Origin of the sequence: Mycobacterium europaeum (assembly GCF_002102155.1) — a bacterium.
Classification (GTDB): Bacteria; Actinomycetota; Actinomycetes; order Mycobacteriales; family Mycobacteriaceae; genus Mycobacterium; species Mycobacterium europaeum.
In genome coordinates, this window is record NZ_LQOU01000051.1 from 326,840 (window position 1) to 352,540 (window position 25,701).

Here is a 25,701-nt window from a genome sequence, read left to right on the forward strand (position 1 = left end):
ATATTAACCCAGAAGAAGTTAACGGTGTCAATGAACGTCATTTCTTTATCCGAACCGTTAATTTGCCAGGTCAGACGCACTTGTCACGTGTCAAACTGAAACAGGTTATACCTGTCGATTCCCCCCCATTAAGTAACCTCACACGGTTATTGCTCCATCAGTCCGACCGCGGCAAAGTTCCGCTCCGGATCCCGCCCAGCAAAGTACTCGCGCAGCGTCGCGCTGAGTTCGGCAGGGTCCCAGGCCGGTCCGTCGGCGCTGAATTGGTGCTCCGCGGTCGGCGCCGAAACCAGTGTCACCCGCGGCCCGTAAACAATAAACACCTGCCCGTTGACTTCTGCGGCCGCAGGCGACGACAGGAACTTCACCAGGTTGACGACGTGCTCGGGCGACAGCGGGTCGACCCCGCCCGGCTCCACTTCCGGTGCGGCGCCGAACACGTCGGCCGTCATCGCGGTCCGGGCGCGGGGACAGATCGCGTTGGCGCACACGCCGTAGCGGCCGAGGGCCCGGGCGGCGGTCAGGGTGAGCGAAATGATCCCGGCCTTGGCGGCGCCGTAGTTGGCCTGGCCCACGGGGCCGACCAGCCCCGCCTCGGACGCGGTGTTGACCAGGCGGCCGAAGACGGTTCCCCCCGCTTCCTTGGCCTTCGAGCGCCAGTAGGTGGCCGCGTTGCGGGTGAGCAGGAAGTGGCCACGCAGATGCACCGCGATGACCAGATCCCATTCCTCGTCGGACATGTTGAACAGCATCCGGTCGCGGGTGATCCCCGCGTTGTTGACCACGATGTCCAGCCCACCCAGGCCGTCGGCCTGCGCGACCAACTCGTCGGCGGTGGCGCGTTCGCTGATGTCGCCGGCGACCGCGACGGCCTTCGAGCCGGCCGAGTTGATCTCGTCGATGACGTCGGAGGCATCCAGCGCGGCGGCGATGTCGTTGACGACGACGGTCGCCCCGGCCCGGGCCAGGCCAAGAGCCTCGGCCCGCCCCAGCCCGGCGGCGGCACCGGTCACCACCGCGACCTTCCCGGAGAGATCGGTCGCGTTCGTGCTGCTAGTCAATTTATGAATACCTCTAGTTTCTGGTGGCGCAGTTCAGGCTCGGGTTAGTCGCCGCGCAGCAGCGCCGCGCGCGGGCATTCGGCGATCGCCTGCTCGGCCAGGTGCTCCTGGTCGGCGGGAATCGGGTCGAGCTTAACGACGGCGTAGTCCTCGTCGTCCAGGTCGAAGATATCCGGCGCGATTCCCATGCACACGGCGTTGCCTTCACACCGGTCGTGGTCGACGATCACCCGCACAGCACCCTCCTTGCACCTGGCCTTCACCTGAGGACATGCCCCATCAGTATGTAGGACCACCATAGGTCCCGAATACCGCTGGGGAAACGGTCGCTGGAATCTCAGACTAGAACGTGTTACAACCGGGATGACGAATGGGTCATTGTCGGCCGAGTAACGTCGGCTAGTCGAGGCGTGTCACGTTAACAAAAGGACGGCTGGAATGCGCATCAGTTATACCCCTGAACAAGAGGAACTGCGTCGCGAACTGCGGTCGTACTTCACCACGCTCATGACGCCAGAGCGCCGGGAGGCGCTGACCTCCTCGGGCGACGGCGAGGTCGGGACCGGCACCGCGTACCGCGACACCGTCGCGCAGATGGGCAAGGACGGCTGGCTGACACTGAACTGGCCCAAGGAGTATGGCGGCCAGGACCGCTCCCCGATGGATTCGCTGATCTTCACCGATGAGGCGGCCGTCGCCGGTGTGCCGGTGCCGTTCCTGACCATCAACAGCGTCGCACCGACGATCATGGCATTCGGCACCGAGGAACAGAAGAAGTTCTTCCTGCCCAAGATCGCCGCCGGCGAACTGCACTTCTCCATCGGCTACTCCGAGCCGGGCGCCGGCACCGACCTGGCCAACCTGCGCACCACCGCCGTCCGCGACGGCGACGACTACGTGATCAATGGCCAGAAGATGTGGACCAGCCTGATCGCGTACGCCGACTGGGTCTGGCTCGCGGTGCGCACCAACCCCGAGGCCAAGAAGCACCGCGGCATCTCGATGCTGACCGTGCCGACGACCGCCGAAGGTTTCTCGTGGACGCCGGTGCACACCATGGCCGGTGTGGACACCAGCGCCACCTATTACTCCGACGTGCGGGTCCCGGTGACCAACCTGATCGGCGAGGAGAACGGCGGCTGGAAGCTGGTCACCAACCAGCTCAACCACGAACGCGTCGCCCTGGTGTCGGCGCAGCCGATCTTCCTCGCGCTGCAGGAGGTTCGCGAGTGGGCGCAGAACACCAAGGATTCCAGCGGCGCCCGGCTGATCGACTCGGAGTGGGTGCAGATCAACCTGGCCCGGGTGCACGCCAAGGCCGAGGTGCTCAAGCTGATCAACTGGGAGTTGGCGTCGTCGGACGGTGAATCGCTCAACCCGGCGGACGCGTCGGCGGCCAAGGTGTACGGCACCGAGTTGGCCACCGAGGCTTACCGGCTGCTGATGGAGGTGCTGGGGACCGCGGCCACGGTGCGCCAGAATTCGCCGGGGGCGCTGCTGCGCGGCCGGGTCGAGCGGATGCACCGCGCGTGCCTGATCCTCACCTTCGGCGGCGGCACCAACGAAGTGCAGCGCGACATCATCGGCATGGTCGCGCTGGGACTGCCCCGAAACCGCTGAGCCCCACCTCTTCTCTAAGGACGACATCGATGGACTTTTCGACAACCGAAGCGGCGAACGATCTCGGCGGTCTGGTCGACACGATCGTGAATTCGGTCTGCACGCCGGAGCACCAGCGTGAACTCGACAAGCTCGACCAACGGTTCGACCGCGACCTGTGGGGCAAGCTCATCGACGCCGGCATCCTGACCAGCGCCTCGGCCACCTCGGTGGGCGGCGACGGATTCGGGGTGCTCGAGCAGGTCGCCATCCTGGTGGCGCTGGGTCACCAGTTGGCGGCCGTGCCGTACCTGGAATCGGTGATGCTGGGCGCCGGAGCTTTGGCGCGGTTCGGCACCGAGGAGCTGCAACAGGATTGGGGTGCCCCGGCGGTCAGCGGCGAGAAGATCCTCGCCGTCGCGCTCCTGGGCGAGATGGGCGACGGCCCGGTGCAGGCCACCCGGGCCGGCGACGGCTACCGCCTCACCGGCACCCGCACCCAGGTCGGCTTCGGGCCGACGGCCGACGCCTTCCTCGTTCCGGCCGAGACCGATTCCGGCACCGCCGTTTTCGTGGTCGCCACCGGTGATCCCGGCGTTTCGGTGACCGCGCTGGCGACGACCGGCCTGGGCAGCGTCGGACACCTGGCGCTGGACGGCACCGAAGTGGACGGCACGCGCATGGTCGGTGGCCCCGAGGTCGTGGTCTGGCTCGACACCCTTGCGGCGCTGGGCCGCAGCGCCTTCCAGCTGGGCGTGCTGGAACGCGGGCTGCAACTCACCGCCGAATACGCCCGCGAGCGCGAGCAATTCGACCGCCCGATCGGCAGCTTCCAGGCCGTGTCGCAACGGCTGGCTGACGGCTACATCGACGTCAAGGGCTTGCGGCTCACGCTCACCCAGGCGGCCTGGAAGGTCTCCGAGGATGTTCCCGCCGACATCGACGTGGCCAGCGCCGCGTTCTGGGCCGCCGACGCCGGACACCGGGTGGCGCACACCATCGTGCACGTGCACGGCGGCGTCGGCGTCGACACCGACCACCCGGTGCACCGCTACTTCCTGGCCGCCAAAGAGGCCGAATTCGCGTTGGGCGGCGCCACCGGTCAGCTGCGCCGCATCGGCCGCGAGCTGGCCGAAACCCCCGCCTAGGCGCGGCATTGAACCTGCCTGCCGATCCGACGGTCACCAAACTGCTGGTCCCGCTGGCCGAGATCGACGACCGGGGTGTCTACTTCGAGGACTCCTACACCAGCTGGCGCGATCACCTGCGCCACGGTGCGGCGATCGCGGCGGCGCTGCGTGACCGCCTGAACCCGACCAAGCCGCCGCACGTCGGGGTGCTGTTGGAGAACACCCCGTTCTTCTCGGCGATGCTGACGGCGGCCGGCATGTCCGGGATCGTGCCGGTCGGACTCAACCCGGTGCGCCGTGGCGACGCGCTGGCCCGCGACATTGCCCACGCCGATTGCCAAGTGGTGCTGGCCGACTCCAATTCGGCCGCCGCTCTGGGCGACACGGCCCACGTGAACGTCGATTCCGCCGAGTGGGCCGACGAGGTGGCCGCGCATCGGCATGCCGAGCCACGTTTCCAATCCGCCACCGCCACCGACCTTTTCATGCTCATCTTCACGTCCGGGACCAGCGGCGAGCCGAAGGCGGTCAAGTGCAGCCACGGCAAGGTGGCGATCGCGGGGTTGACGATGACCCAGCGATTCGGCCTCGGACGCGACGACGTCTGCTATGTGTCGATGCCGCTGTTCCATTCCAACGCGGTGCTGGTCGGCTGGGCGGTTGCGGCGGCCTGCCAGGGCTCACTGGCGTTGCGGCACAAGTTCTCCGCCTCCAACTTCCTGCCGGATGTCCGCCGGTTCGGGGCCACCTACGCCAACTACGTCGGCAAGCCCCTGTCCTATGTGCTCGCCACACCAGAGCGGCCCGACGATGCGGACAACCCGCTGCGGGCGGTGTATGGCAACGAGGGCGTGCCCCGCGATGTCGAACGCTTCGCCCGCCGGTTCGGCTGCATCGTGCAGGACGGGTTCGGTTCCACCGAGGGTGGGGTGGCGATCGCCCGCACCCCCGACACCCCGGACGGGGCGTTGGGGCCGCTGCCCGAGGGGATCGAGATCGTCGACCCCGACACCGGCCGCCCCTGCCCGCCCGGCGTGGTGGGCGAGTTGGTGAACACGGCCGGGGCGGGCCGTTTCGAGGGTTATTACAACGACGAGGCCGCCGAGGCCGAGCGGATGGCCGGCGGGGTGTATCACACCGGCGACCTCGCCTACCGCGACGACGCCGGCTATGCGTACTTCGCAGGACGGCTGGGCGACTGGATGCGCGTCGACGGTGAAAACCTGGGCGCCGCACCGATCGAGCGGGTGCTGTTGCGCTACCCCGGCGTAACCGAGGTGGCCGTCTACGCGGTGCCGGATCCGGTGGTCGGCGACCAGGTGATGGCCGCGGTGGTCATGGCTCCGGGGGCGGAGTTCGATGCCGAGAAGTTCCGCGCCTTCCTCGGCGAGCAGCCCGACCTCGGGCCCAAGCAGTGGCCGTCGTACGTGCGGGTCAGTCCGGAGCTGCCGCGTACGGTGACCTTCAAGGTGCTCAAGCGTCAGTTGGCGGCGCAGGGCGTGGACTGCGACGATCACGTCGTGCGAATCCGGCGCTAGCCGGCGCCCGGACAGTCGGTTGGCCGCAAACGGGAAGGGAAAGGCCGGTGCCTGATGAACATCCGTAAGGTGATCGCCGGGTTCGCCCTGGTCGCGTCCCTGGGCCTCACCGCGTTCGGTGTTGGTGCCGGTTGCGCCGCGGGGGAGCCCGCGCCACCGCCCCCGCCCCTGCCTCCGCCGCCCCCGCTGGTATACGCGCCGCAGACACCGGAACCCCAGACCTGGGAGCCTCGCCCGCCGGAGGCGCCGCCTCTGCCGCCCGGCTAGCGGCGCGCCGTCACGCTCGTCGCGCCGCGCGTTAAGCCTGTCGACGATAATGCGACACGGCACAGACACGTCGGGACCGAAGGAGACGCGATGGGGGGTCCGATCAGCGCATGACTTCCCGGCCCCTGGAGACCGCGCTCGAAGCGAGCTTCGAACAGCTGTCCGTCGCGGTACCGGCCGATGTGGGCGTCGCGATCGCCCGACCCGATCGCACCTACTCACTCGGCCGATGGTGGTCCGGCGTCGCATGGTCGACCATCAAGGTGCCGCTGGCGATCGCCGCGCTGCGCAGCGATTGGCTGCGCGCCAAGGACCTCGCCGTCAAAGCCATCACGGAATCCGACAACCGCGCTTCCGAGCAGATGTGGGCGCACCTGGGCGATCCGGCGGAAGCGGCCCGGCGGGTGCAGCAGGTGATCGCCGAGGGCGGCGACACCGCCACCGTCGTCGAATCGCGTCGGCTGCGGCGTGGCTATACCGCGTTCGGCCAGACCCAGTGGACTCTGCAGCGGCAAGCCCGGTTCGCCGCCGAGCTGCCTTCCATCCCCGGTTCCGCCGACGTCATCGATCTGATGCAGGGGCTCACCCGCGGCCATCGCTGGGGGCTGGCCGCCAAAGGGTTTGCGGCCAAGGGCGGTTGGGGGCCCGGCATGCACGGTGACTACCTGGTGCGTCAGTTCGGGATCGTGCCCACGCCGTCGGGACAGTGGGGCGTGGCCCTGGCGGCCAAGGTCCACGACGGCGTGTTGGAGACCGGCGTCGACGTCCTCAACGCGATGTCGGAGTGGGTCCTCAGCCGGCTTCCCGGTCTAGCCCGTTATTGACGGCACCACGGCGTCGATGAGGTGCGGGCCCGGTTCGTTCAAGGCGTGACGCAGTGCGTCGGCGAGTTCCTCGGCGGTGGTGACCCGGCGGGCCGGTACTCCCATGCCCTCGCTGATCTTGACGAAATCCATGGCGGGGCGGGACAAGTCGAGTAGGTCGAGGGCCTTGGGCCCGGGCGCCGATCCCGCGCCCACCCGCGCCAGCTCGATCCGCAGGATGTCGTAGGCGCTGTTGTCGTAGATCACTGTGGTCACGTTGAGGTTCTCCCGCGCCTGAGTCCACAATCCCGAGATCGTGTACATCGCCGACCCGTCGGATTCCAGGCAGAGCACCGGGCGGTCGGGGGCGGCCACGGCGGCGCCCACGGCGGCCGGGATGCCGTACCCTATCGCCCCGCCGGTCAGGGTCAGCCAGTCGTGGGCCGGCGCCCCCGCCGTGGCCTGGGCCAGCAGCACACCGGAGGTGTTCGACTCGTCGACCACGATCGCCCGTTCCGGCAGCAGCGCCCCCACCACGTCGGCCGCCGACGCGGACGTCAAGGCCCCCGTCGGCAGCTGCGGCCGTGCGGCATCCGCCACGGGCGCAACCGTTCCCGGCGCCAACTCGTCGGCCACCGCGACGAGCGCCTCGGCGGCGCCGCTGTGCCCGGCGAGCAGATGCACCTCGCAGCCGGCCGGGACGAGGTCGCTGGGCATGTTCGGGTAGGCGAAGAACGACACCGGCGACTTGGCGCCCGCCAGCAGCAGATGCTTGGCGCCGTCCAGCTGGGCGGTGGCGGCCTCGGCGAAATAGGCCAGCCGCTCGACGGCGGGGACGCCCGCGCCCCGCTCCAGCCGCGTCGGGAACGTCTCGCACAGCACCCGGGCCCCGGTGGCCTGCGCGATCCGAACGGCGGCGGCAAGACCCGGACCGCGAGTCGCGTCACCGCCGATCATGAGCACCGCGGGTTCGCCCGAGCGCAGCACCTCGATCACCTCGAACGCCAACCGCGGCTCGGCCCCCGCGGGTTCCGCGGGCACGGTACCGGCGGGTTGCGCCCCGTCGGACCAGGACACGTCGGCGGGCAGGATCAGCGTCGCGATCTGCGAGCCCGCACGGCTGGCGGCGATCGCCTCGGCGGCGTCGGACGCGACGTCTGCGGTGTGTTCGGTGCGTCGCACCCACCCCGATACCGTACCGGCCAGCGCATCGATGTCCGATTCCAGTGGGGCGTCGTACTTCTTGTGATACGTGGCGTGGTCACCGACGACCACCACCATCGGCACCTGAGCGCGCCGGGCGTTGTGCAGGTTCGCCAGGCCGTTGCCCAGGCCGGGCCCCAGGTGGAGCAGCACCGCCGCCGGCCGCCCGGCGATCCGCGCGTAGCCGTCGGCCGCGCCGGTCGCGACACCCTCGAACAGGGCCAGCACGCCGCGCATCCGCGGGACGGTATCCAGTGCGGCCACGAAGTGCATCTCCGAGGTGCCCGGGTTGGCGAAGCACACGTCGACTCCGCCGTCGACCAGGGTGTTGATCAGGGCCTGGGCACCGTTCACGTGATTGCCTCCAGTTTGAAAACGCGTTCGGCGTTGGCGTGCAAGAAGTCTCGGCGGCCCTCGTCGGTCAGGCCGAGTTCGGCCAGCCCGGCCAGGGCGTGCGCGTGGGTCATCATCGGGTAGTTGGTGCCGAACAAGACTTTGCGCTGCCCGGTGCCGGTTTTCATGAACCGCACCAGCTCCGGTGGCAACCGCCGCAACGTGTAGGCGGACGTGTCGACGTAGACGTTGGGATGCTTGCGGGCGACGGCGACCATCTCCTCGGTCCAGGGATAACCGACGTGACCGCACACGATCGCCAACTCGGGGAAGTCGAGGGCGACCTGGTCGATGTAGGGAATCGGGCGGCCGGTCTCCGAGGGCCGCAGCGGGCCGGTGTGTCCCACCTGGGTGCAAAACGGCACGCCCAGCTCCACGCATTCGGCGAACAGCGGGTAGTAGCGGCGATCGGTGGGCGGCGCGTTCCACAACCACGGCACCACCCGCAGGCCCAGGAATCCCTCGCGAACGCGCCGGCGCAGTTCGCGAACCGCTTCCATCGGGCGATCGAGGTCGACCGTGGCCAGCCCGCCAAACCGCTTCGGATGCAGGGCGATCCACTCGGCGACCTCGTCGTTGGAGATCAGATCCTGGCCGGTGGGGCCGCGCCACGCGCTGAGCAGGCCGAAGCGGACGTCGGCGGCGTCCATCGTCGCGATGCTCGCCTCGATCGGCACGTCGGCGTCCGGGATGGAATCGCCGGTCCAGCGGCGCAGCGACGCCAGCATGTCGCTGCGCAGGAACCGCGCAGTCGGATGCTGCATCCACACATCGACCGTCATCGAGATCCAACAGTAGACGGGCGTTACGCGGCCAGTGCCGCGCGGGCGGCCGCCTGCGTCTGCTGCGCGTACCCGCCGCCGAACAGCACGACGTGCGCCAGCAGCGGGAAGAGTTGGTGCAACCCGATCCGATTGCGCCAACCCGGTTTCAGCGGCCGCACCCGCTGATACCCGTCGACGACGGCGTCGTAGTGCGGGCAGCCGAACAGCGCCAGCATCGCCAGGTCGGTCTCGCGGTGGCCGGCATGCGCGGCCGGGTCGATCAGCACCACCCCGTCGGGAGTCCACATCACGTTGCCGCTCCACAGATCGCCGTGCAGCCGCGCGGGCCCGTCATCGTCGTCGAAGTCGCCCGCCCGGCAACGCGCTACGACGGCATCGATCGCGTCGCGGGTGGCGGCGTCGAGCCGCTCCGCCGCGAGGTCGGCCATCGGAACCAGCCGCTCCTCGGCGTAGAACTCGCCCCAGCGGCCGTGCCGCCGCAGCGACATCGGCAGCGGCTGCGACAGCGGCCCGAAGAAACCGGGCCCCTCCCATCCGTCGGGCCCCGCGCCGAACGCCGGCGCTCCTGCGTCGTGGGTGACGGCGAGCCGACCGCCGAACGCGTGCGCCGCGTCGGGGGTCGGTGTCACCGAACCAAGCCGCCCCAGCGTCAGGCTCGTCGCGTCGACGGACACCACCCGCGCGCACGGCACGCCGCCGGCGACGCCGCCCAGCCATCGCAATCCGGCGGCTTCCCACGCGAAGTAACCGCTGGGCGCGCCGGGGTGCTGCTTGACGAAGTCGCTCAAGCGGTCGCGTGAGCGGCGTGCACGTCGTCGGCCGGTCGCGCCTCGGTCTGCTCCTTGGCCCAGCGGTAGTCCGGTTTGCCCGCCGGCGAGCGCTTCACCTCATCGACCAGCCAAAGGCTACGCGGCACTTTGTAACCCGCGATCTCGGAGCGCACGAAGCGGTCGAGCTCCGCCAGTGTCGGGCGCGCCCCGGGCCGGGGTGCGACGACGGCGGCGACGTGTTGCCCGTAGCGGGGGTCGGGCACGCCGACCACCAGGGCGTCGAAGACGTCGGGGTGGCCCTTGAGCGCCGCCTCGACCTCTTCGGGGTAGATCTTCTCGCCGCCGCTGTTGATCGACACCGAGCCGCGGCCCAGCATCGTCACGCTGCCGTCCTCCTCGACGAGGGCCCAGTCGCCCGGGATCGCGTAGCGCACCCCGTTGATGGTCTTGAACGTCTCGGCGGTCTTCTTCTCGTCCTTGTAGTAGCCGACCGGGATGTTGCCCTTCTTGGCGATGAAGCCGCGCACCCCGGAGCCGGGCTTGACCTCGTTGCCCTCCTCGTCGAGCACGACCGTGCGGTGGTCGATGGTCACGCGTGGGCCGCCACCGTGCGGCGCGTCCTTCGCGACGATGCTGGTGCCGCCGAAGCCGGTCTCCGAGGAGCCGATCGAGTCGGTGATGACCCGGTTGGGCAGCAACTCGAGCAGCTTCTCCTTGATGCTCGGCGAGAACAGCGCGGCCGTGCTGGCGAGCAGGAACAGCGAGGACAGGTCGTAGTCGTGGTCCGTGTCGAGCGCGTCGAGCAGCGGGCGCGCCATCGCGTCGCCGGTGAAGAACAGCAGGTTCACCTTGTGCTGGTGGATGGTGCGCCATACCTCTTCGGCGTTGAATTCCGGTGCCAGCACGGTGGTTTGGCCCGAAAAGATCGACATCCAGGTGGCCGACTGGGTGGCGCCGTGGATCATCGGCGGAATCGGGTAGCGGACCATCGGCGGGTTGGCGGCGGCGGCCTTGGCCAGGTCGTACTCGTCCTCGACGAATTGCCCTGTGGCGAAGTCGGTTCCGCCGAAGAGCACCCGGTAGATGTCCTCATGGCGCCACATCACGCCCTTCGGGAAGCCGGTGGTACCGCCCGTGTAGAGCAGGTAGATGTCGTCCTCGCTGCGGTCGCCGAAGTCGCGCTCGGGCGAGCCCTGCGCGATCGCCGAGTAGAACTCCACGCCGCCGTAGCGCTGGTAGTCGCTGTCGGAGCCGTCCTCGATGACCAGGATCGTCTTGACGTTGGGAGTGTCCGGCAGCACGTTGGCGACCCGGTCGGAGTACTGGCGTTCGTGGACCAGGGCGACCATGTCGGAGTTGTCGAACAGGTAGCGGAGCTCGCCCTCGACGTAGCGGTAGTTGACGTTCACCAGGATGGCGCCCGCCTTGACGATGCCGAGCATCGCGATGACGATCTCGATGCGGTTGCGGCAGTACAGCCCGACCTTGTCGTCCTTTTTCACCCCCTGGTCGATCAGGTAGTGAGCCAGGCGGTTGGCCTTCTCCTCCAGCTGGGCGTAGGTCAGCTTCTCGTCGCCGCAGATCAGGGCGACACGGTCCGGCACAGCGTCGATGGCGTGCTCTGCGAGATCGGCAATATTCAGGGCCACGGCCACCAAATTAGAACGTGTTACATTTCTTGACAAGCTCATGCCCATTGTCGTGCGAAAGGCGGTAGCCGTGGTGGAGGCGCCAGCAAACGAACAGACCGGACCCGACGCGCTGGTGGAACAGCGTGGTCACACGCTCATCGTCACGCTGAACCGGCCGCACGCCCGCAACGCCCTGAGCACCGAGATGATGGAAATCATGGTGCAGGCCTGGGACCGCGTCGACAACGACCCGGACATCCGCTGCTGCATCCTGACCGGCGCGGGTGGCTACTTCTGCGCCGGCATGGACCTCAAGGCAGCAACCAAGAAGCCGCCGGGCGAATCGTTCAAGGACGGCAGCTACGACCCGTCGCGCATCGATGCGCTGCTGAAGGGCCGCAGACTCACGAAACCCCTCATCGCGGCCGTCGAGGGACCCGCGATCGCCGGTGGCACCGAGATCCTGCAGGGCACCGACATCCGCGTCGCGGGCGAGAGCGCCAAGTTCGGCATCTCGGAGGCCAAGTGGAGCCTGTACCCGATGGGCGGGTCGGCCGTGCGGCTGGTGCGGCAGATCCCCTACACGGTCGCGTGTGACCTCCTGCTGACGGGGCGGCACATCACCGCCGCCGAGGCCAAGGAGATGGGGTTGATCGGGCATGTGGTGCCCGACGGGCAGGCGCTCGCCAAGGCGCTGGAGATCGCAGAGGTGATCACCAATAACGGACCTTTAGCCGTGCAGGCCATCCTGCGGGCGATCCGCGAGACCGAGGGCATGCACGAGAACGAAGCGTTCAAGATCGACACCCAGATCGGCATCAAGGTCTTCCTGTCCGACGACGCCAAGGAAGGCCCGCGGGCGTTCGCCGAGAAGCGCAAGCCCAACTTCCAGAACCGATAGCGTTTTGCGTCGAACGTGAACTGACGGCGAGATTTCGCCCAAATTTCGTCCCTGGCTTCACGCTCGGCGCGGCTGTCGGTGGCCTGAGACACACTGCCCGCGTGGAAGAACCGTTCATCGGCAGCGAAGCGCTCGCGGTGGGCGCTGTGACGCGGCATGCGCTGCGACGCAGGTTCGTCGCAATCCATCCGAACGTCTACGTCCCGCGCGACGAGGACTTGACCGCTGTGACGCGCGCTCGTGCCGCCTGGCTGTGGTCCCGGCGCCGCGGGGTCGTCGCGGGACATTCCGCATCGGCGCTCCACGGCGCCAAATGGGTGGATCACCGCGCGCCGGCGCAATTGCTCTACGAACACCGTCGCCCCCCGACCGGCATCCGCACCTGGTCGGACACCATCGCGCACGATGAGACTCAAGTGATCGCCGACGTGCTGACGACGAACCCGGCGCGCACAGCATTCGACCTGGCCTGTCGCAATCCAGTCGGGAGTGCTGTCGCTGCTATCGATGCCCTGGCTCGGGCAACCCGACTGAAGGTCGCCGATGCGGAATTGGTTGCGGAACGCTATAAAGGCCACCGGAACATCCGCCGAGCCAGGCGCGCGCTCGCACTTGTCGATGCCGGCGCGCAGTCACCCCGGGAGACCTGGCTGCGACTCATGGTCATCGCGGCCGGATACCCTCCGCCGCAGACCCAGATCCCCGTCTACGGCGGATATGGCGAGCTTGTCGCGGTTGTCGACCTCGGTTGGGAGGATCTCAAGATCGCCCTCGAGTACGAGGGTGACCACCATCGGACCGATCGTCGGCAACTGCGCAGGGATATCGAGCGCTATGAAGCCCTGGACACCATGGGTTGGATCACCATCCGCGTCACGGCCGACCACACGCGGGGCGGCATCCTGGCGCGACTGGCCGCGGCGTGGACTCGCCGAACGTGAACTCACGCACGCAATTTGGTCGATTCCTCGCCCTGTGTGCACGTTCGGCGGGGAGAAAACCCGTCACCCCAGCGGCGCGCTCGGCGTGAACGCCACCGGCATCTTCTCCAGGCCGGACACGAAGTTGGCCGGCCGCAGGGGCAGGTCGGCGTCCGACGCCAGCCGCATGTCGGGCAGCCGTTGCAGCAGACGCGTCTGCATGATCGACAGCTCCAGCCGGGCGAGCTGGTTGCCGAGGCAGAAGTGCGTCCCGAAGCCGAAGGCCAGGTGGTTGTTCGGGTAGCGCTCGATGTTGAAGCTTTCCGGGTCGTCGAAGACCTTCTCGTCGAAGTTCGCCGACTCGAACAGCAGGATCATCTTTTCGCCCTGGTGCAGCTGGGTGCCGTGGAATTCGGTGTCGGCCGTGATGGTGCGCGCCATGTTCTTCACCGGCGCGGTCCAGCGCAGCATCTCCTCGATCGCGTTGGGCAGCAGGCTCAGGTCGGCCGCCAGGCGCAGGTGCTGGTCGGGGTGCAGCAGAACTTGGCGCGTCCCGCCGGACAGCGTGTGGCGCGTCGTCTCGTCGCCGCCGATCAACAGCAGCAGGACCTCGGTGACGATCTGGTGATCCTCGAGCCGTGAGCCCTCGACCTCCGCGTGCACCAGGACGCTGACCAGGTCATCGGTCGGTTCGGACTTGCGGGCCTCGATCATCCCCATCATGTATTGGCTGTAGGCCGCGAAGGCATCCATGGTGACCTGGACGTCCGCTTCGGCCGCGGTGCTGCTCAATGCGCCGACCAGGTCGTCGGACCACTTGAGGAACATCGTGCGCTCTTCCGGCCGCACGCCGAGCATGTCGCCGATGACGGCCATCGGCAGTGGCGCCGCCAGGTCCCAGACGAAGTCGCACTCGCCGCGTTCGCACACCGCGTCGATCAGCGTGTCGCACAGCGAAACGATCTTGGATTCCAGGTCTTTGACGCGCTTGCGGGTGAAGCCGGAGTTGACGAGCTTGCGGCGCAACAGATGTTGCGGATCGTCCATCTCGATCATCATCTCGACACCCGGTTGGTCGGGGCGGATGCCGCCGGCGTTGGAGAACAGTTCGGGGTTGCGCTCGGCGTCGATCACCGCCTGGTACGTCGAGGCGGCGGCTAATCCGTTGCGATCCCGAAAGACCGGCTCGTTCTCTCGCATCCACTTGTAGACGGGCCGGGAGTCACCGGCGTAGAAGGTGCCGTCGGTGAGGTCGACGTCTGGTTTGGTCTTCAACTCGCTGGTGGTCATGAGATCTCCTGGGCATCACCGAAGGACATTTGGACGTGGTCGACCGAGCTGGACATCAAGGCACGTTTTGGAAGCCCCAGCGCCGCAAGCTCTTTCGAATACGGATGATCACCGAGCCGAACGCTCACGCCGCCGAATCGGGTGCGCACGCCGTCCAGGGTGTGTTCGAAGGCGGTTTCGCGGGTGATTCCGTCGCGGTGGGAGTAAGTGCGCTGGGATTGCCGGCGCGGGGTCAGCCGGAACGGCAGGCCGCGGCGAAACTCCATGCCGATCACCGGTTGGCCGTCGATGCTGAGGTCGAAGGAGAACCGGCGGCCTTCGGACACGGTGAACTCGCCCATCACCTTGGGGTAGCCCCAGATCGTGGTCCCCGCTTCCAGGGTGAACGCCTGGTCGACGGGAAGGTGGTGGATGAAGGCGCCGGCCGACTGCAGGGCGCGCGGCCCGCTTGCGTTCGAGCCGGGCGGGTTGACCATCACGCTGGTGCCGAACTCGTGGTACTCGCCCAGGTCGCCGTCGATGTAGTGCATCAGCATCAGGACCACGATCGCGCGGCCGGGAAGGTAGCGGCAGACCCGCAGCCCGCTGTAGTCGATCATCTGCTGCGCGGCATCGGCGTCGACCGAGAACATCGCCATGTGCTGGTTTGCCTTGCGGATCTTCACCGGCATCGTCAGTACCGTGCCCGCGATGGTGTGCTGCGAGGCTGTCATCCGGTCAATCTAGAACGCGTTCTAATCCGATGGCAAGGATCGGCTAGACGAGCGTGGCGAGCTCCCTGATCTGCGCCTCGTTGCGTCCGTTGACGACCATCATGGTCACGCCGGCGGCTTCCCAGACCTTGACCTGCTCACGGACGTAGTTGATGTCACCGACGATCGCGGCGTCGTCGACGACCTCGTCGGGGATGATCGACGCGGCCTTGTCCTTCTGGTTGCTGCGGAACAGCTTGGTCACGTCGTCGACCACCTCCGCGTAGCCCATCCGGCGGTACACGTCGGCGTGGAAGTTGGTGTCCTCGGCGCCCATGCCGCCCATGTAGAGGGCCAAATAGGGCTTCATGGCCGCGAACGCGGCGGCGCGGTCGTCGGTGATGACGATGTTCGCGGTCGCGCAGATCTCGAAGTTCTCGCGGCTGCGCCGCGCCCCGGGCCGGGCGAACCCCTCGTCGAGCCATTCGTTGTAGGTGTCGGCCATCCGCGGCGTGTAGAAGATGGGCAGCCAGCCGTCGCAGATCTCGGCGGCCAGCGCCACGTTCTTCGGCCCCTCGGCGCCCAGCATGATCGGGATGTCGGGCCGCAGCGGGTGGGTGATGGGCTTGAGCGCCTTGCCCAGTCCCGTCGTCCCCTCCCCGGTCAGCGGCAGCGGGTAGTGCGGCCCGTCGCTGGTCACCGGCTTCTCGCGGGCCCACACCTGTCGCATGATGTCGATGTATTCGCGGGTGCGGGCCAGCGGCTTGGGGAACGGCCGCCCGTACCAGCCCTCCACCACCTGTGGGCCGGAGACGCCGAGCCCGAGGATGTGTCGACCCTTGGACAGGTGGTCGAGCGTGAGCGCGGCCATCGCGGTGGCGGTCGGGGTGCGCGCGGACAGCTGGATCACCGAGGTGCCCAGCCGGAGCCGGCGCGTCGACGCGCCCAGCCAGGCCAGCGGCGTGTAGGCGTCCGACCCCCACGCCTCGGCGGTGAAGACCGCGTCGAACCCGGCCTCCTCGGCCGCAGCGACGAGCTCCGCGTGATTCTCCGGCGGCTGAGCGCCCCAATACCCGAGCTGCAACCCCAGCTTCATAGTCACTGAACCCTTCCGGCCGACCCGATGTTGAAACCGTTCTTAGAACCTGTTCTACTCGATGGCGTGACAGCCAGCTCGAGCAGCCCGACCTTGACGGATCACCCTGAGCCACCGCTCTCCGCGCCACTGACGTTGTCTTTCGACTACACCCGTTCGGTGGGCCCCACGCTAAGCAAGTTCTTCACTGCACTGCGTGAGCGCCACATCCTCGGGGTGCGCGGATCCGATGGCCGGGTGCACGTACCGCCGGTGGAATATGACCCGGTCACCTATGAGCCGCTGGGCGAGATGGTACCGGTGTCCAGCGTCGGCACGGTGGTGTCCTGGACGTGGCAACCGGAGCCGTTGGAGGGCCAGCCGCTGGACCGCCCGTTCGCCTGGGCGCTGATCAAGCTCGACGGCGCGGACACCCCGATGATGCACGCCGTCGACGCCGGTGAGCCCAAGGCCATCAAGACCGGGTCCCGGGTGCACGTGCACTGGGCCGACGAGCCGGTGGGCGCCATCACCGACATCGCCCACTTCGCCCTGGGCCAGGACGCCGAACCCGTGTCCGAACAGGCGGCGGGAGAACAAGACCCGGTGACCATGATCGTCACGCCGATCTCGCTGACGATTCAGCACACCGCGTCGCACGAGGAAAGCGCGTACCTGCGCGCCATCGCGCAGGGCAAGCTGCTGGGCGCGCGCACGGGCAAGAACGGGAAGGTCTACTTCCCGCCCCACGGCGCGGACCCGGCCACCGGCCAGCCCACCACCGAATTCGTCGAGTTGCCGGACAAGGGCACTGTGACGACGTTCGCGATCATCAACATCCCGTTCCAGGGCCAGCGCATCAAGCCGCCGTACGTCGCGGCCTACGTGCTGCTCGACGGGGCCGACATCCCCTTCTTGCATCTGGTCGCGGACATCGACGCGCACGAGGTGCGGATGGGCATGCGCGTCGAGGCGGTGTGGAAACCTCGCGAGGAGTGGGGCTTCGGCATCGACAACATCGAGTACTTCCGGCCGACCGGGGAAACCGACGCCGAGTACGACACCTACAAGCACCACCTGTAAAGGGCCTACCTGTAAATGAGCGCTCGCAACGTCGCGGTCGTCGGCTTCGCCCACGCCCCACACGTCCGCCGCACCGACGGCACCACCAACGGCGTCGAGATGTTGATGCCGTGCTTCGCCCAGCTCTACGAGGACCTCGGCATCACCAAGGCCGACATCGGCTTCTGGTGCTCGGGATCGTCGGACTACCTCGCCGGGCGGGCGTTTTCGTTCATCTCGGCGATCGACTCGATCGGCGCCGTGCCACCGATCAACGAGTCGCACGTCGAGATGGACGCGGCCTGGGCCCTCTACGAGGCCTACATCAAGCTGCTGACCGGTGAGGTCGACACCGCGCTGGTGTACGGCTTCGGCAAGTCCTCGGCCGGGATCCTGCGGCAGATCCTGTCGCGGCAGACCGACCCGTACACCGTGGCCCCGTTGTGGCCGGACTCGGTGTCCATGGCCGGGCTGCAGGCGCGCATGGGGCTCGACTCCGGGAAGTGGACCGAAGAGCAGATGGCGCGTGTCGCGTTCGACTCCTTCGCGAATGCCCGCCGGGTGGACTCCGTGGAGCCGGCGATCAGCATCGAGGAATTGCTTGACAGGCCGTTCTTCGCTGAGCCCCTGCGGCGCCACGACATCGCGCCGATCACCGACGGTGCCGCCGCCATTGTGCTCGCGGCGGGCGAGCGGGCGAACGAGCTGCGCGAAAACCCCGCCTGGATCACGGGAATCGAGCACCGTATCGAAACGCCGTCGCTGGGTGCGCGCGACCTCACCGAGTCCGTTTCGACCAAGGCGGCGGTCCTGGCGGCCACCGGTGGCAGGACCGACAAGCTGGACGTGGCCGAGATCTGCGCGCCCTTCACCCACCAGCACCTGATCATCGCGGACGCCATCCGGATACCAGGGCCGACGAAAGTGAATCCGTCGGGCGGCGCGCTGGCCGCCAACCCCATGTTCGTCGCGGGCCTGGAGCGCATCGGCTTTGCGGCGCAACATATCTGGGACGGGTCGGCTGAGCGGGTGCTCGCGCACGCCACCAGCGGACCCGCGTTGCAACAGAACCTGGTCGCGGTCATGGAAGGAAAGAACTGATGGCCGGTGCAGGGCCCAACCTCGCCGCGGTACTCGGTACCGGACAAACGAAGTACGTCGCGAAGCGACAAGACGTCTCGATGAACGGCCTGGTGCGCGAGGCGATTGACCGCGCGCTGGCCGACTCCGGTTCCACCTTCGACGACATCGACGCCGTCGTCGTCGGCAAGGCGCCCGATTTCTTCGAGGGCGTCATGATGCCCGAGCTGTTCATGGCGGACGCCATGGGAGCCACTGGCAAGCCGCTGATCCGGGTGCACACCGCGGGTTCGGTCGGCGGTTCCACCGGGGTGGTGGCCGCCAGCCTCGTGCAGTCCGGCAAGTACCGCCGCGTGCTGGCGATGGCCTGGGAGAAGCAGTCGGAGTCAAACGCCATGTGGGCGTTGTCGATTCCGATCCCTTTCATCAAGCCGGTCGGCGCCGGGGCGGGCGGGTATTTCGCGCCACACGTGCGGTCCTACATCCGCCGTTCGGGTGCACCGTTGAACATCGGCGCCATAGTGGCGGTCAAGGATCGGCTCAATGGGGCCCGCAATCCGTTGGCCCATCTGCACCAGCCCGACATCACCGTCGAGAAGGTGATGCAGTCGCCGATGCTGTGGGACCCGATCCGCTATGACGAGACCTGCCCGTCGTCCGACGGCGCCGCCGCGGTCGTGATCGGCAATGAAGAGGCCGCCGAAGCCCGCCTGGCACAAGGGAATCCGGTCGCCTGGATCCATGCGACCGCGCTGCGCACCGAGCCGCTGCAGTTCTCCGGCCGCGACCAGGTCAGCCCGCAGGCCGGGCGCGACGCGGCCGCCGCGCTGTGGAAGGCGGCCGGGATCACCAGCCCGATCGACGAGATCGACGCCGCCGAGATCTACGTGCCGTTCTCGTGGTTCGAGCCGATGTGGTTGGAAAACCTCGGTTTTGCGCCCGAGGGCGAGGGCTGGAAGCTCACCGAAGCCGGCGAGACGGCGATCGGCGGTAGGCTGCCGGTCAACCCGTCGGGCGGTGTGCTGTCGTCGAACCCGATCGGCGCCTCGGGCCTGATCCGGTTCGCCGAGGCGGCCATTCAGGTGATGGGCAAGGGTGGGGATCACCAGGTGCCCAACGCGCGCAAGGCCCTGGGGCACGCCTACGGTGGCGGCTCGCAGTACTACTCCATGTGGGTGGTCGGCGCGGACAAGCCCACGCCGGAGAAAGTGGGCGCGTGAGCGAGCATCCCGCGCACGAGGCCGGTCGGCGCTCGCGCGAGGCGGTCATCGCCAGGGACAAAGACGCGTGGCTGGCGGTGTTCGCCGACGACGCGATCGTGGAGGACCCGATCGGGCCGTCGGCCTTCGACCCGGAGGGCAGGGGCCACCGGGGGCGCGACGCGATTTCGGCGTTCTGGGACAAGGCGATCGCCCCCACCGCGAGGATCGAGTTCGTCTTCCGCGACACCTACCAGTGCGGCAACGAGGAAGCCAACGTCGGGCACATCCTCATCACCCATGGCGACTACCAGGTGACCGCGGAGGGCGTCTTCACATACAAGGCCGACGACGAGGGCAAGCTGACCGCCCTGCGCGCGTACTGGGAGATGGACCGCGCGGCAGCGTCGGCCCGGAAGGTCTAGAGCGGCTCGAGTCCGGCCAGGTGCCGCTGAGCCAGTTCGCGGTACGCCTGTGGGTTCAGCTTGACCCACATTTCCGCGCCCGTTCCCGCGACCGGACCCTTGATCTGCGCCGGCGCGCCGACCGCCAGCATGCCGGCCGGGATCTGAGTGCCGGCCGTCACCAGCGAGTGGGCCGCGATCAGGCTGCGCGCGCCGATCACCGCGCCGTCGAGGACGGTGGCATGGTTGGCGATCAGGGCCTCCGACCCGACGTGCGCCCCGTGAATGCAGCACAGGTGCGCCACCGTGGCGCCGGGGCCGATGTCGACCGGGATGCCGGGCGGCGCGTGCAACACCGATCCGTCCTGAACGTTGGCGCCCTCCCGCACCACGATGGGGCCGTAATCGCCGCGCAGCACGGTGTTGAACCACACCGAGGCACCGGCCTCGACGACAACGTCGCCGATCAGGGTGGCGGTGGGGGCTACAAACGCGGTGGGATCGACCCGCGGCGCCCGCCCCTCGAAAGCAAACAGCGGCATCGTCTAGATATACCCCGCGCGCGCATCCGCCGCGGGAAACCGCAGCCAGACTCGCCGTCATTGCGCGCCCCCGCCGCAAAACTGTAACGTGTTCTAGTTAGAGGGCTCGCGACTTGGAGGTGACAGGTGAGTACCGACACCAAAGCGGTCGGCATCCGGGAGATCGATCCGGGCGCGCTGCCGACGAGGTATGCCCGCGGCTGGCACTGCCTGGGCGTCGCGAAGGACTTCCAGGACGGCAAGCCGCACTCGGTCGAGGCGTTCGGCACCAAGCTGGTGGTGTTCGCCGACTCTCAGGGCGAGCTGAAGGTGCTGGACGGCTACTGCCGGCACATGGGCGGTGACCTGTCGGAGGGCACCATCAAGGGCGACGAGGTGGCCTGCCCGTTCCACGACTGGCGCTGGGGCGGTGACGGCCGCTGCAAGCTGGTGCCGTACGCCAAGCGCACACCCAAGACGGCGCGCACCCGCTCCTGGACGACCGATGTGCGCGGCGGCCTGCTCTTCGTCTGGCACGATCACGAACAGAATCCGCCGGACCCCGCGGTCCGGATTCCGGACATCCCCGAAGCGCACAGCGACGAGTGGACCGAGTGGCGGTGGAACCGCATCCTCATCGAGGGGTCGAACTGCCGCGACATCATCGACAACGTCACCGACATGGCGCACTTCTTCTACATCCATTTCGGTCTGCCCACTTACTTCAAGAACGTTTTCGAGGGCCACATCGCGTCGCAGTACCTGCACAACGTGGGCCGGCCGGACGTCAACGACCTGGGCACCTCCTACGGCGAGGCGCACCTTGACTCCGAGGCGTCCTACTTCGGTCCGTCGTTCATGATCAACTGGCTGCACAACAGCTACGGCGGCTACAAGGCGGAGTCGATCCTGATCAACTGCCACTACCCGGTGACGCAGAACTCCTTCGTGCTGCAGTGGGGTGTCATCGTCGAAAAGCCCAAGGGCATGGACGAGGCGATGACCGACAAGCTCTCGCGGGTGTTCACCGAAGGCGTCAGCAAGGGCTTCCTGCAGGACGTCGAGATCTGGAAGCACAAAACCCGCATCGACAACCCCCTGCTGGTCGAAGAGGACGGCGCCGTCTATCAGTTGCGCCGCTGGTACCAGCAGTTCTACGTCGACGTTGCCGACATCCAGCCGGAAATGGTGGAACGCTTCGAGATCGAGGTGGACACCACCCGCGCCAACGAGTACTGGAACGCCGAGGTCGCAGAGAATCTCAAGGCCAGGGAGACCGAAGACGTTCCCGCGGAACAACACTGACGCCCATGCCCGACGATCAGCCGGCAGTTCCTGACGTCGATCGGCTCGCTCGGTCGATGTTGTTGCTGCACGGCGACGGGCACGACCACGAAGACAGGCCGGCCCGCGACGGCGGCTCCGGATCATGGTCGAAGTCACGCGATTTCACCAACGATCCGCAGCGCGCCGCGGCCGTCGCCGAGGCCAGCCGGGCCGACCGAGAGCGCTACCTCAACTCCGGGCTGATGCCGGTGGACTGCCGGTTCTGCCACGTCACCGTCACCGTGCGCAGGCTCGGCCCGGGTCACACCGCGGTGCAATGGAACACCGAAGCGTGGCAGCGCTGCGCGCATTTCACCGAGGTGCGCAACTCCGGCGGCGACACCGCACGCACCCGCTCGTGCCCCAAGCTGAGCGACAGCATCGAGCACGCGGTCGCCGAAGGCTATCTGGGCGATCCGGCGCCCGGGGACGACTGATCTACAGCCCGGCGAAGCGCTCCTTGACCGTTTCCACGGTCAGCCCGTAGTCGGCCAGCGAATAACGGTGTTTCGGCGCCCGCTCGCCGGACTGGCTCGCGGCGTGCGTCTTTTCCATCGCCGCGCGCGCCTCGTCGGTCAGCGCCAAACCGAAGTGCCGGTAGATGTCGGTTACCGTGCCGATCGGATCGGCGATCAGGTCCGTGTAGTCGACGTCGTAGAACTGGGACGGCGAGTACTTGGCGCGGGCGGTGTTGAACCGCTCCAGCCCCCGCGACCAGGTGTCCATTGCGTCAGCACCGATCTGGGCCCCGTCGAACGTCGTCGACCATCCCTCGGCGGTGTGCTGGGCAAGCGAGCACATCGACGCCATGATCGTCTCGACCGGCCGGTGCGTCTGAATCACCAGCGCGTCGGGATAGGTCGCCATCAACGCGTCCAACGCGAACAGATGGCTGGGATTCTTCAACACCCAACGCTTTTCGGTGTCATTGAGGCCGATGAGCTGAAGGTTCTTGCGGTGCCGTCGATAGGACGGCGTCCAGTCCTGTTCGGACAGCCAATGCGCGTAGGTGGGGACGTGTGCCAGCGACTCGTAGGACACCGAATGCAGCGACTGGCGCAGCAGCTGCCAGCATTCCTCGAGCTCGTAGGCCGCCATGAAATGCAGGCCGGTGTAGCCCGGATTGTCCTGGTGGTGCTGGTTGAACTGCGCGTCGAGTTGGCGGTAAAGCGGATGCGAATCCCAGGTTTCGCGCGGCGGACGCGGCTGCGGGAACTCGGCCAGCCACATGTGCAGGCCCTGATGTGCGGGATCGGCGCCCAGCAGCCGGTGCAGCGCGGTCGTCCCGGTGCGCACCAGGCCGGTGACGAAAATCGGGCGCTCGATCACCACGTCGGCGTGCTGCGGGTACTGCTTCCACGACGACTCGGACAGCAGCCTGGCCACCAGCGCGCCGCGCAGGAAGAACCGATTCATCTTGCTGCCCAACACCGTAAGGCCGGCTTCGCGCCGGTAGGAGTCCAGCAGCACCTCCAGCGCTTCGAGATAGTTGTCGTCGTTGGACCCGAAGTCGTCGAGCCCGGTCACCTTGGTGGCCGACGCGTGCAGCTCGTCGACGGTGCCGATATCGGTGCGGTCGGACATCAGTTGTGGTACTCCCCGCAGTTGACGTCGAGCGTCTGCCCGGTGATGCCGCTGGACAGGTCGCTGGCCAGGAAGAGGATCGCCGAGGCCACCTCGTCCTCGGTGGGCAGGCGCTTCAGGTCGGAGTTGGCCGCGGTGGCGGCGTAGATCTGCTCGGCCGTGGTGCCGTACTTGCCGGCCTGGTGGTTGAAGTAGCCCTGCAGGGTGTCACCCCAGATATAGCCCGGGGCAACGGAATTGACGCGGATCCCCTGCTCGCCCAGTTCGGTGGCCAGCGAATGCGACATGGACAGCAGCGCGGACTTCGCCATCTTGTAGGCGCCGTACTTCGCCTGCGAATGCCGGAGCACCATGGAGTTGACGTTGACGATCGAGCCCTTCGACTCGGCCAGCGCCGGCGTGAAGCCCTGGATCAGCCGCAGTGCGCCCAGCGCGCTGAGTTCGATCGCGTCGCGAATGTGCTGAAAGCTGGTGCCCGAGAATGGTTTCAGCGACGGCACCCGAAACGCGTTGTTGATCAGCACGTCGACCTTGCCGTAGGCCTCCATCGTGGCGTCGACGAGGTTGCTCACCTGGTCGTCTTCGGTGATGTCGGTGCGCACCGTCGTCGCCCGGCCGCCGAGGTCGGCGATCTGCTTGGCGACGTCGTCGAGACGCTCCGGGGTGCGGGCGGCCAGCACCAGATCGGCCCCCTCTCGAGTGCACCGGTGCGCCAGCGTCGTGCCCAGACCGGGGCCGACGCCGCTGATCACCACTACCTTGCCATCGAGCAGCTTCGTCATCCCAGCATCCTTGCCTGAATTTGTTGGTGGCGCAGCGCAATTCGGGCGCGCCAGTCGTCCTCGGAGATCTTGTTGTGTTCGAAATACGGCAACGCGGCGGCTACCTTGTCGAGGTCGACGACCTCGACGGTGGGACCGTCGGCCTCGGAGAGCTCACGCGACACGCGCTGCCAGCGGAACTGCAGGAAGCCGCGCCGGTGGTTCAGGGTCTCGACCCAGTTGGTCACGCCCGGGTTCTGGTCGGCGACCACGATGCGCACCTTGCCGTCCGGATCCGCCTGCGCCTGAGTGTTGTTCAGCGAGGTCTGGTGGTTGATGTAGTCCAGCGAGATGTACCACAGGCTGCCAAGCTGGAAGCCGAGGTAGGGTGCGTCGGAGACCGGGATGGTGATCACCAGCGCCTGATCCGGTCGCAGGTCGAAGTGCCCGACCGACGAGTACTGGGTGGCCAGTCCGCCCGGGGTCAGGCGCGGCGCCGTCAGGGTGTTGACCGGAAGGTCGAGATAGAACCATTGCGGGAATTGCAGCCAGGTTTTCACCCGCTGGACGAGCTGCTTTCCCGCTGTGGCGTAACGCTTTTCGATGAGCGCGCGGGTCAACGGCGGCGGCGCGGTGCCCGCGGTGTCCGTCCGCGCGATGGCCAGCGTGCCGCGCTGCGCCGCCCAGTCGCCGTAGACCTCGCGGATCACCAGCTGCCCGGGGCTGGTGGGCGTCACCCGCCACTCGAAGCTGCCGTCGGGTGCGATCTCGAGTTCCCGGTCGTCGAACGCGGCCTGGCTGACGGGCACGAAGTCGTCGGTGTACTCGCCGCCGAGGAGCTGGAAGCTCAGGTCGGTCGTGGTCCCGCGCCGGCCGGTGACGACGTACTCGTGGTTGGCGTGCACGCGGGTGCCGAAATACAGGGTGTCGGGGTTGTCCAGGCCCATCTTGGTGAACGGCCCGGTCCCCGACTGCAGGAACGGGTGATCGCGGTCGTAATCGACGGCGAGGTGGATGCAGGCTGAGACGCAGCCGGCCAGATACTGCAGCCCTTCGAGCAGGTCGGCTTCGGTCTCGATGAACGGCGCGTCGGCGACGAGCTTCTCGGCTTCGGCGATCGCAGAAGTGAGCGGGCCTGAAAAAGAATCTGTGGACACGCATAGACGCTAGAACGTGTTCTACTTTTTCGTCAATGGCGAACGTTCCCGCGCGTCGGGTACAGCGTTCGAGGACGAGGCCGGCTCGCTAGGGCGGGCAGGAGTGAGATAGGTCGATGAGGTGCTGACGTACGTCGGGATGCCGGTTCAGGTAGTCGATCACGTTGGGACCGCCACCCTCCGCCTCGGACCTGGCCTGCAGCTGCGCATGGAGGTCCGGATGCCGCTGCAGGTAGGAGTTGATGGATGCACCCACGTCCTGATCGCACTGGGGAGCGGCGCTGGCCGTTGGCAGTGCGATCATCGTCGCGGCGATGGCGGTGAGTAGTCCCCCGGCGAGCAGGCCGTACCGTCCCCGGCGAGGACCGACTGTCTTGTCTGTCGTGCTCATGCGCGCCAGGCTACTCGCGGTTCCTTTGCGCCGCCTGTGCGTGCAGAGGACGGCTACTTGGCGGCAGCCGTACCGCTTTCTTGCTCGCGTTTGATTTCGAGGGCGATGTCGATGAGTTGGTCTTCTTGGCCGCCGATGAGTTTGCGCTGGCCGGCGCG

General features: G+C 67.6%; 27 protein-coding genes and 1 pseudogene. 13 read left to right on the forward strand and 15 right to left on the reverse strand.

Features of this window, described 5'->3' with window-relative positions; translation table 11 throughout:
* Positions 1-146: 146 nt before the first annotated feature.
* Positions 147-1,061 (reverse strand): 3-oxoacyl-ACP reductase, encoded by a 915-nt coding sequence (locus AWC03_RS23510; protein ID WP_085243081.1) that lies wholly within the window; start codon positions 1,059-1,061, stop codon positions 147-149.
* A gap of 44 nt (positions 1,062-1,105) precedes the next feature.
* Positions 1,106-1,297, reverse strand: coding sequence for a ferredoxin (locus AWC03_RS23515; protein ID WP_007166442.1), 192 nt, complete (start codon positions 1,295-1,297; stop codon positions 1,106-1,108).
* 202 nt (positions 1,298-1,499) lie between these two features.
* Here AWC03_RS23515 and AWC03_RS23520 point away from each other — a divergent pair, with 202 nt between their 5' ends.
* From AWC03_RS23520 to AWC03_RS23540, 5 genes are all read left to right on the forward strand, one after another.
* Positions 1,500-2,681: an acyl-CoA dehydrogenase gene (locus AWC03_RS23520; RefSeq protein WP_085243082.1), complete on the forward strand. Its 1,182-nt coding sequence runs from the start codon at positions 1,500-1,502 to the stop codon at positions 2,679-2,681.
* A gap of 29 nt (positions 2,682-2,710) precedes the next feature.
* The gene (locus AWC03_RS23525) at positions 2,711-3,808 is read left to right on the forward strand and encodes an acyl-CoA dehydrogenase family protein (protein ID WP_085243083.1); all 1,098 of its coding nucleotides are present in this window, start codon (positions 2,711-2,713) and stop codon (positions 3,806-3,808) included.
* Between the two features lie 14 nt (positions 3,809-3,822).
* Positions 3,823-5,328, forward strand: a complete 1,506-nt coding sequence (fadD17, locus tag AWC03_RS23530) for a long-chain-fatty-acid--CoA ligase FadD17 (RefSeq protein ID WP_142278498.1) — start codon at positions 3,823-3,825, stop codon at positions 5,326-5,328.
* A 54-nt stretch (positions 5,329-5,382) separates the two neighbouring features.
* The gene (locus tag AWC03_RS23535) at positions 5,383-5,595 is read left to right on the forward strand and encodes a hypothetical protein (protein ID WP_085243085.1); all 213 of its coding nucleotides are present in this window, start codon (positions 5,383-5,385) and stop codon (positions 5,593-5,595) included.
* 110 nt (positions 5,596-5,705) lie between these two features.
* Complete coding sequence (locus tag AWC03_RS23540; protein WP_085243086.1) at positions 5,706-6,419, forward strand: serine hydrolase; 714 nt, start codon at positions 5,706-5,708, stop codon at positions 6,417-6,419.
* Here AWC03_RS23540 and AWC03_RS23545 read toward each other — a convergent pair.
* The 4 genes from AWC03_RS23545 to AWC03_RS23560 are packed head-to-tail and all read right to left on the reverse strand — an operon-like array spanning position 6,405 to position 11,204.
* Positions 6,405-7,955, reverse strand: a complete 1,551-nt coding sequence (locus AWC03_RS23545) for an acetolactate synthase large subunit (protein WP_085243087.1) — start codon at positions 7,953-7,955, stop codon at positions 6,405-6,407. The genes AWC03_RS23540 and AWC03_RS23545 overlap by 15 nt on opposite strands.
* Complete coding sequence (locus AWC03_RS23550; RefSeq protein WP_085243088.1) at positions 7,952-8,776, reverse strand: amidohydrolase family protein; 825 nt, start codon at positions 8,774-8,776, stop codon at positions 7,952-7,954. Before AWC03_RS23550 ends, AWC03_RS23545 begins: the two co-directional genes overlap by 4 nt.
* Before the next feature lie 23 nt (positions 8,777-8,799).
* Positions 8,800-9,567, reverse strand: coding sequence for a fructosamine kinase family protein (locus tag AWC03_RS23555; protein WP_085243089.1), 768 nt, complete (start codon positions 9,565-9,567; stop codon positions 8,800-8,802).
* Positions 9,564-11,204, reverse strand: coding sequence for an acyl-CoA synthetase (locus tag AWC03_RS23560; protein WP_085243090.1), 1,641 nt, complete (start codon positions 11,202-11,204; stop codon positions 9,564-9,566). Before AWC03_RS23560 ends, AWC03_RS23555 begins: the two co-directional genes overlap by 4 nt.
* Positions 11,205-11,238: 34 nt before the next feature.
* Between AWC03_RS23560 and AWC03_RS23565 the strand changes: the two genes are divergently transcribed.
* Positions 11,239-12,081, forward strand: a complete 843-nt coding sequence (locus tag AWC03_RS23565; protein WP_090418608.1) for a crotonase/enoyl-CoA hydratase family protein — start codon at positions 11,239-11,241, stop codon at positions 12,079-12,081.
* 101 nt (positions 12,082-12,182) lie between these two features.
* Complete coding sequence (locus AWC03_RS23570; protein ID WP_085243092.1) at positions 12,183-13,022, forward strand: hypothetical protein; 840 nt, start codon at positions 12,183-12,185, stop codon at positions 13,020-13,022.
* 63 nt (positions 13,023-13,085) lie between these two features.
* On the opposite strand, the gene AWC03_RS23575 is transcribed toward AWC03_RS23570, so the two are convergent.
* The 3 genes from AWC03_RS23575 to AWC03_RS23585 are packed head-to-tail and all read right to left on the reverse strand — an operon-like array spanning position 13,086 to position 16,079.
* On the reverse strand, positions 13,086-14,276 hold the full coding sequence (locus tag AWC03_RS23575) for a cytochrome P450 (protein ID WP_169716547.1): 1,191 nt from the start codon (positions 14,274-14,276) through the stop codon (positions 13,086-13,088).
* An 11-nt stretch (positions 14,277-14,287) separates the two neighbouring features.
* Positions 14,288-15,004 carry an acetoacetate decarboxylase family protein gene (locus tag AWC03_RS23580; protein WP_085243094.1) on the reverse strand — a complete coding sequence of 239 codons (717 nt, stop codon included), beginning with the start codon at positions 15,002-15,004 and terminating at the stop codon, positions 14,288-14,290.
* 43 nt (positions 15,005-15,047) lie between these two features.
* Positions 15,048-16,079, reverse strand: coding sequence for an LLM class F420-dependent oxidoreductase (locus tag AWC03_RS23585; protein ID WP_085243095.1), 1,032 nt, complete (start codon positions 16,077-16,079; stop codon positions 15,048-15,050).
* Between the two features lie 66 nt (positions 16,080-16,145).
* Here AWC03_RS23585 and AWC03_RS23590 point away from each other — a divergent pair, with 66 nt between their 5' ends.
* The 4 genes from AWC03_RS23590 to AWC03_RS23605 are packed head-to-tail and all read left to right on the forward strand — an operon-like array spanning position 16,146 to position 19,824.
* On the forward strand, positions 16,146-17,141 hold the full coding sequence (locus tag AWC03_RS23590) for a Zn-ribbon domain-containing OB-fold protein (protein WP_085243096.1): 996 nt from the start codon (positions 16,146-16,148) through the stop codon (positions 17,139-17,141).
* Positions 17,142-17,156: 15 nt separating this feature from the next.
* Positions 17,157-18,221: a thiolase domain-containing protein gene (locus AWC03_RS23595; RefSeq protein ID WP_085243097.1), complete on the forward strand. Its 1,065-nt coding sequence runs from the start codon at positions 17,157-17,159 to the stop codon at positions 18,219-18,221.
* Positions 18,221-19,420 carry a thiolase domain-containing protein gene (locus AWC03_RS23600; protein WP_085243098.1) on the forward strand — a complete coding sequence of 400 codons (1,200 nt, stop codon included), beginning with the start codon at positions 18,221-18,223 and terminating at the stop codon, positions 19,418-19,420. Before AWC03_RS23595 ends, AWC03_RS23600 begins: the two co-directional genes overlap by 1 nt.
* The gene (locus AWC03_RS23605; protein ID WP_085243099.1) at positions 19,417-19,824 is read left to right on the forward strand and encodes a nuclear transport factor 2 family protein; all 408 of its coding nucleotides are present in this window, start codon (positions 19,417-19,419) and stop codon (positions 19,822-19,824) included. Before AWC03_RS23600 ends, AWC03_RS23605 begins: the two co-directional genes overlap by 4 nt.
* Here the strand turns inward: AWC03_RS23605 and AWC03_RS23610 are convergent.
* Positions 19,821-20,345 (reverse strand): gamma carbonic anhydrase family protein, encoded by a 525-nt coding sequence (locus AWC03_RS23610; protein WP_085243100.1) that lies wholly within the window; start codon positions 20,343-20,345, stop codon positions 19,821-19,823. The two genes, AWC03_RS23605 and AWC03_RS23610, sit on opposite strands and share 4 nt — an antisense overlap.
* A 126-nt stretch (positions 20,346-20,471) precedes the next feature.
* Here AWC03_RS23610 and AWC03_RS23615 point away from each other — a divergent pair, with 126 nt between their 5' ends.
* Both AWC03_RS23615 and AWC03_RS23620 read left to right on the forward strand, forming a co-directional pair.
* On the forward strand, positions 20,472-21,629 hold the full coding sequence (locus AWC03_RS23615) for a 3-ketosteroid-9-alpha-monooxygenase, oxygenase component (RefSeq protein WP_085243101.1): 1,158 nt from the start codon (positions 20,472-20,474) through the stop codon (positions 21,627-21,629).
* A 5-nt stretch (positions 21,630-21,634) separates the two neighbouring features.
* Positions 21,635-22,087 (forward strand): hypothetical protein, encoded by a 453-nt coding sequence (locus AWC03_RS23620; RefSeq protein ID WP_085243102.1) that lies wholly within the window; start codon positions 21,635-21,637, stop codon positions 22,085-22,087.
* Between the two features lies 1 nt (position 22,088).
* Here AWC03_RS23620 and AWC03_RS23625 read toward each other — a convergent pair whose 3' ends face one another.
* The 5 genes and pseudogenes from AWC03_RS23625 to AWC03_RS23645 form a co-directional block, all read right to left on the reverse strand.
* Positions 22,089-23,234: a sulfotransferase family protein gene (locus AWC03_RS23625; protein ID WP_085243103.1), complete on the reverse strand. Its 1,146-nt coding sequence runs from the start codon at positions 23,232-23,234 to the stop codon at positions 22,089-22,091.
* On the reverse strand, positions 23,234-24,016 hold the full coding sequence (locus AWC03_RS23630) for an SDR family oxidoreductase (RefSeq protein WP_085243104.1): 783 nt from the start codon (positions 24,014-24,016) through the stop codon (positions 23,234-23,236). The genes AWC03_RS23625 and AWC03_RS23630 overlap by 1 nt, the downstream gene beginning before the upstream one ends.
* Positions 24,013-25,152: a hypothetical protein gene (locus tag AWC03_RS23635; protein WP_085243105.1), complete on the reverse strand. Its 1,140-nt coding sequence runs from the start codon at positions 25,150-25,152 to the stop codon at positions 24,013-24,015. The genes AWC03_RS23630 and AWC03_RS23635 overlap by 4 nt, the downstream gene beginning before the upstream one ends.
* Before the next feature lie 88 nt (positions 25,153-25,240).
* Entirely contained in the window at positions 25,241-25,543 is a 303-nt protein-coding gene (locus AWC03_RS23640; protein WP_085243106.1) for a hypothetical protein, read from the reverse strand.
* A gap of 53 nt (positions 25,544-25,596) precedes the next feature.
* Positions 25,597-25,701, reverse strand: a pseudogene (locus tag AWC03_RS23645) (4-hydroxy-2-oxovalerate aldolase); the annotation flags it as partial.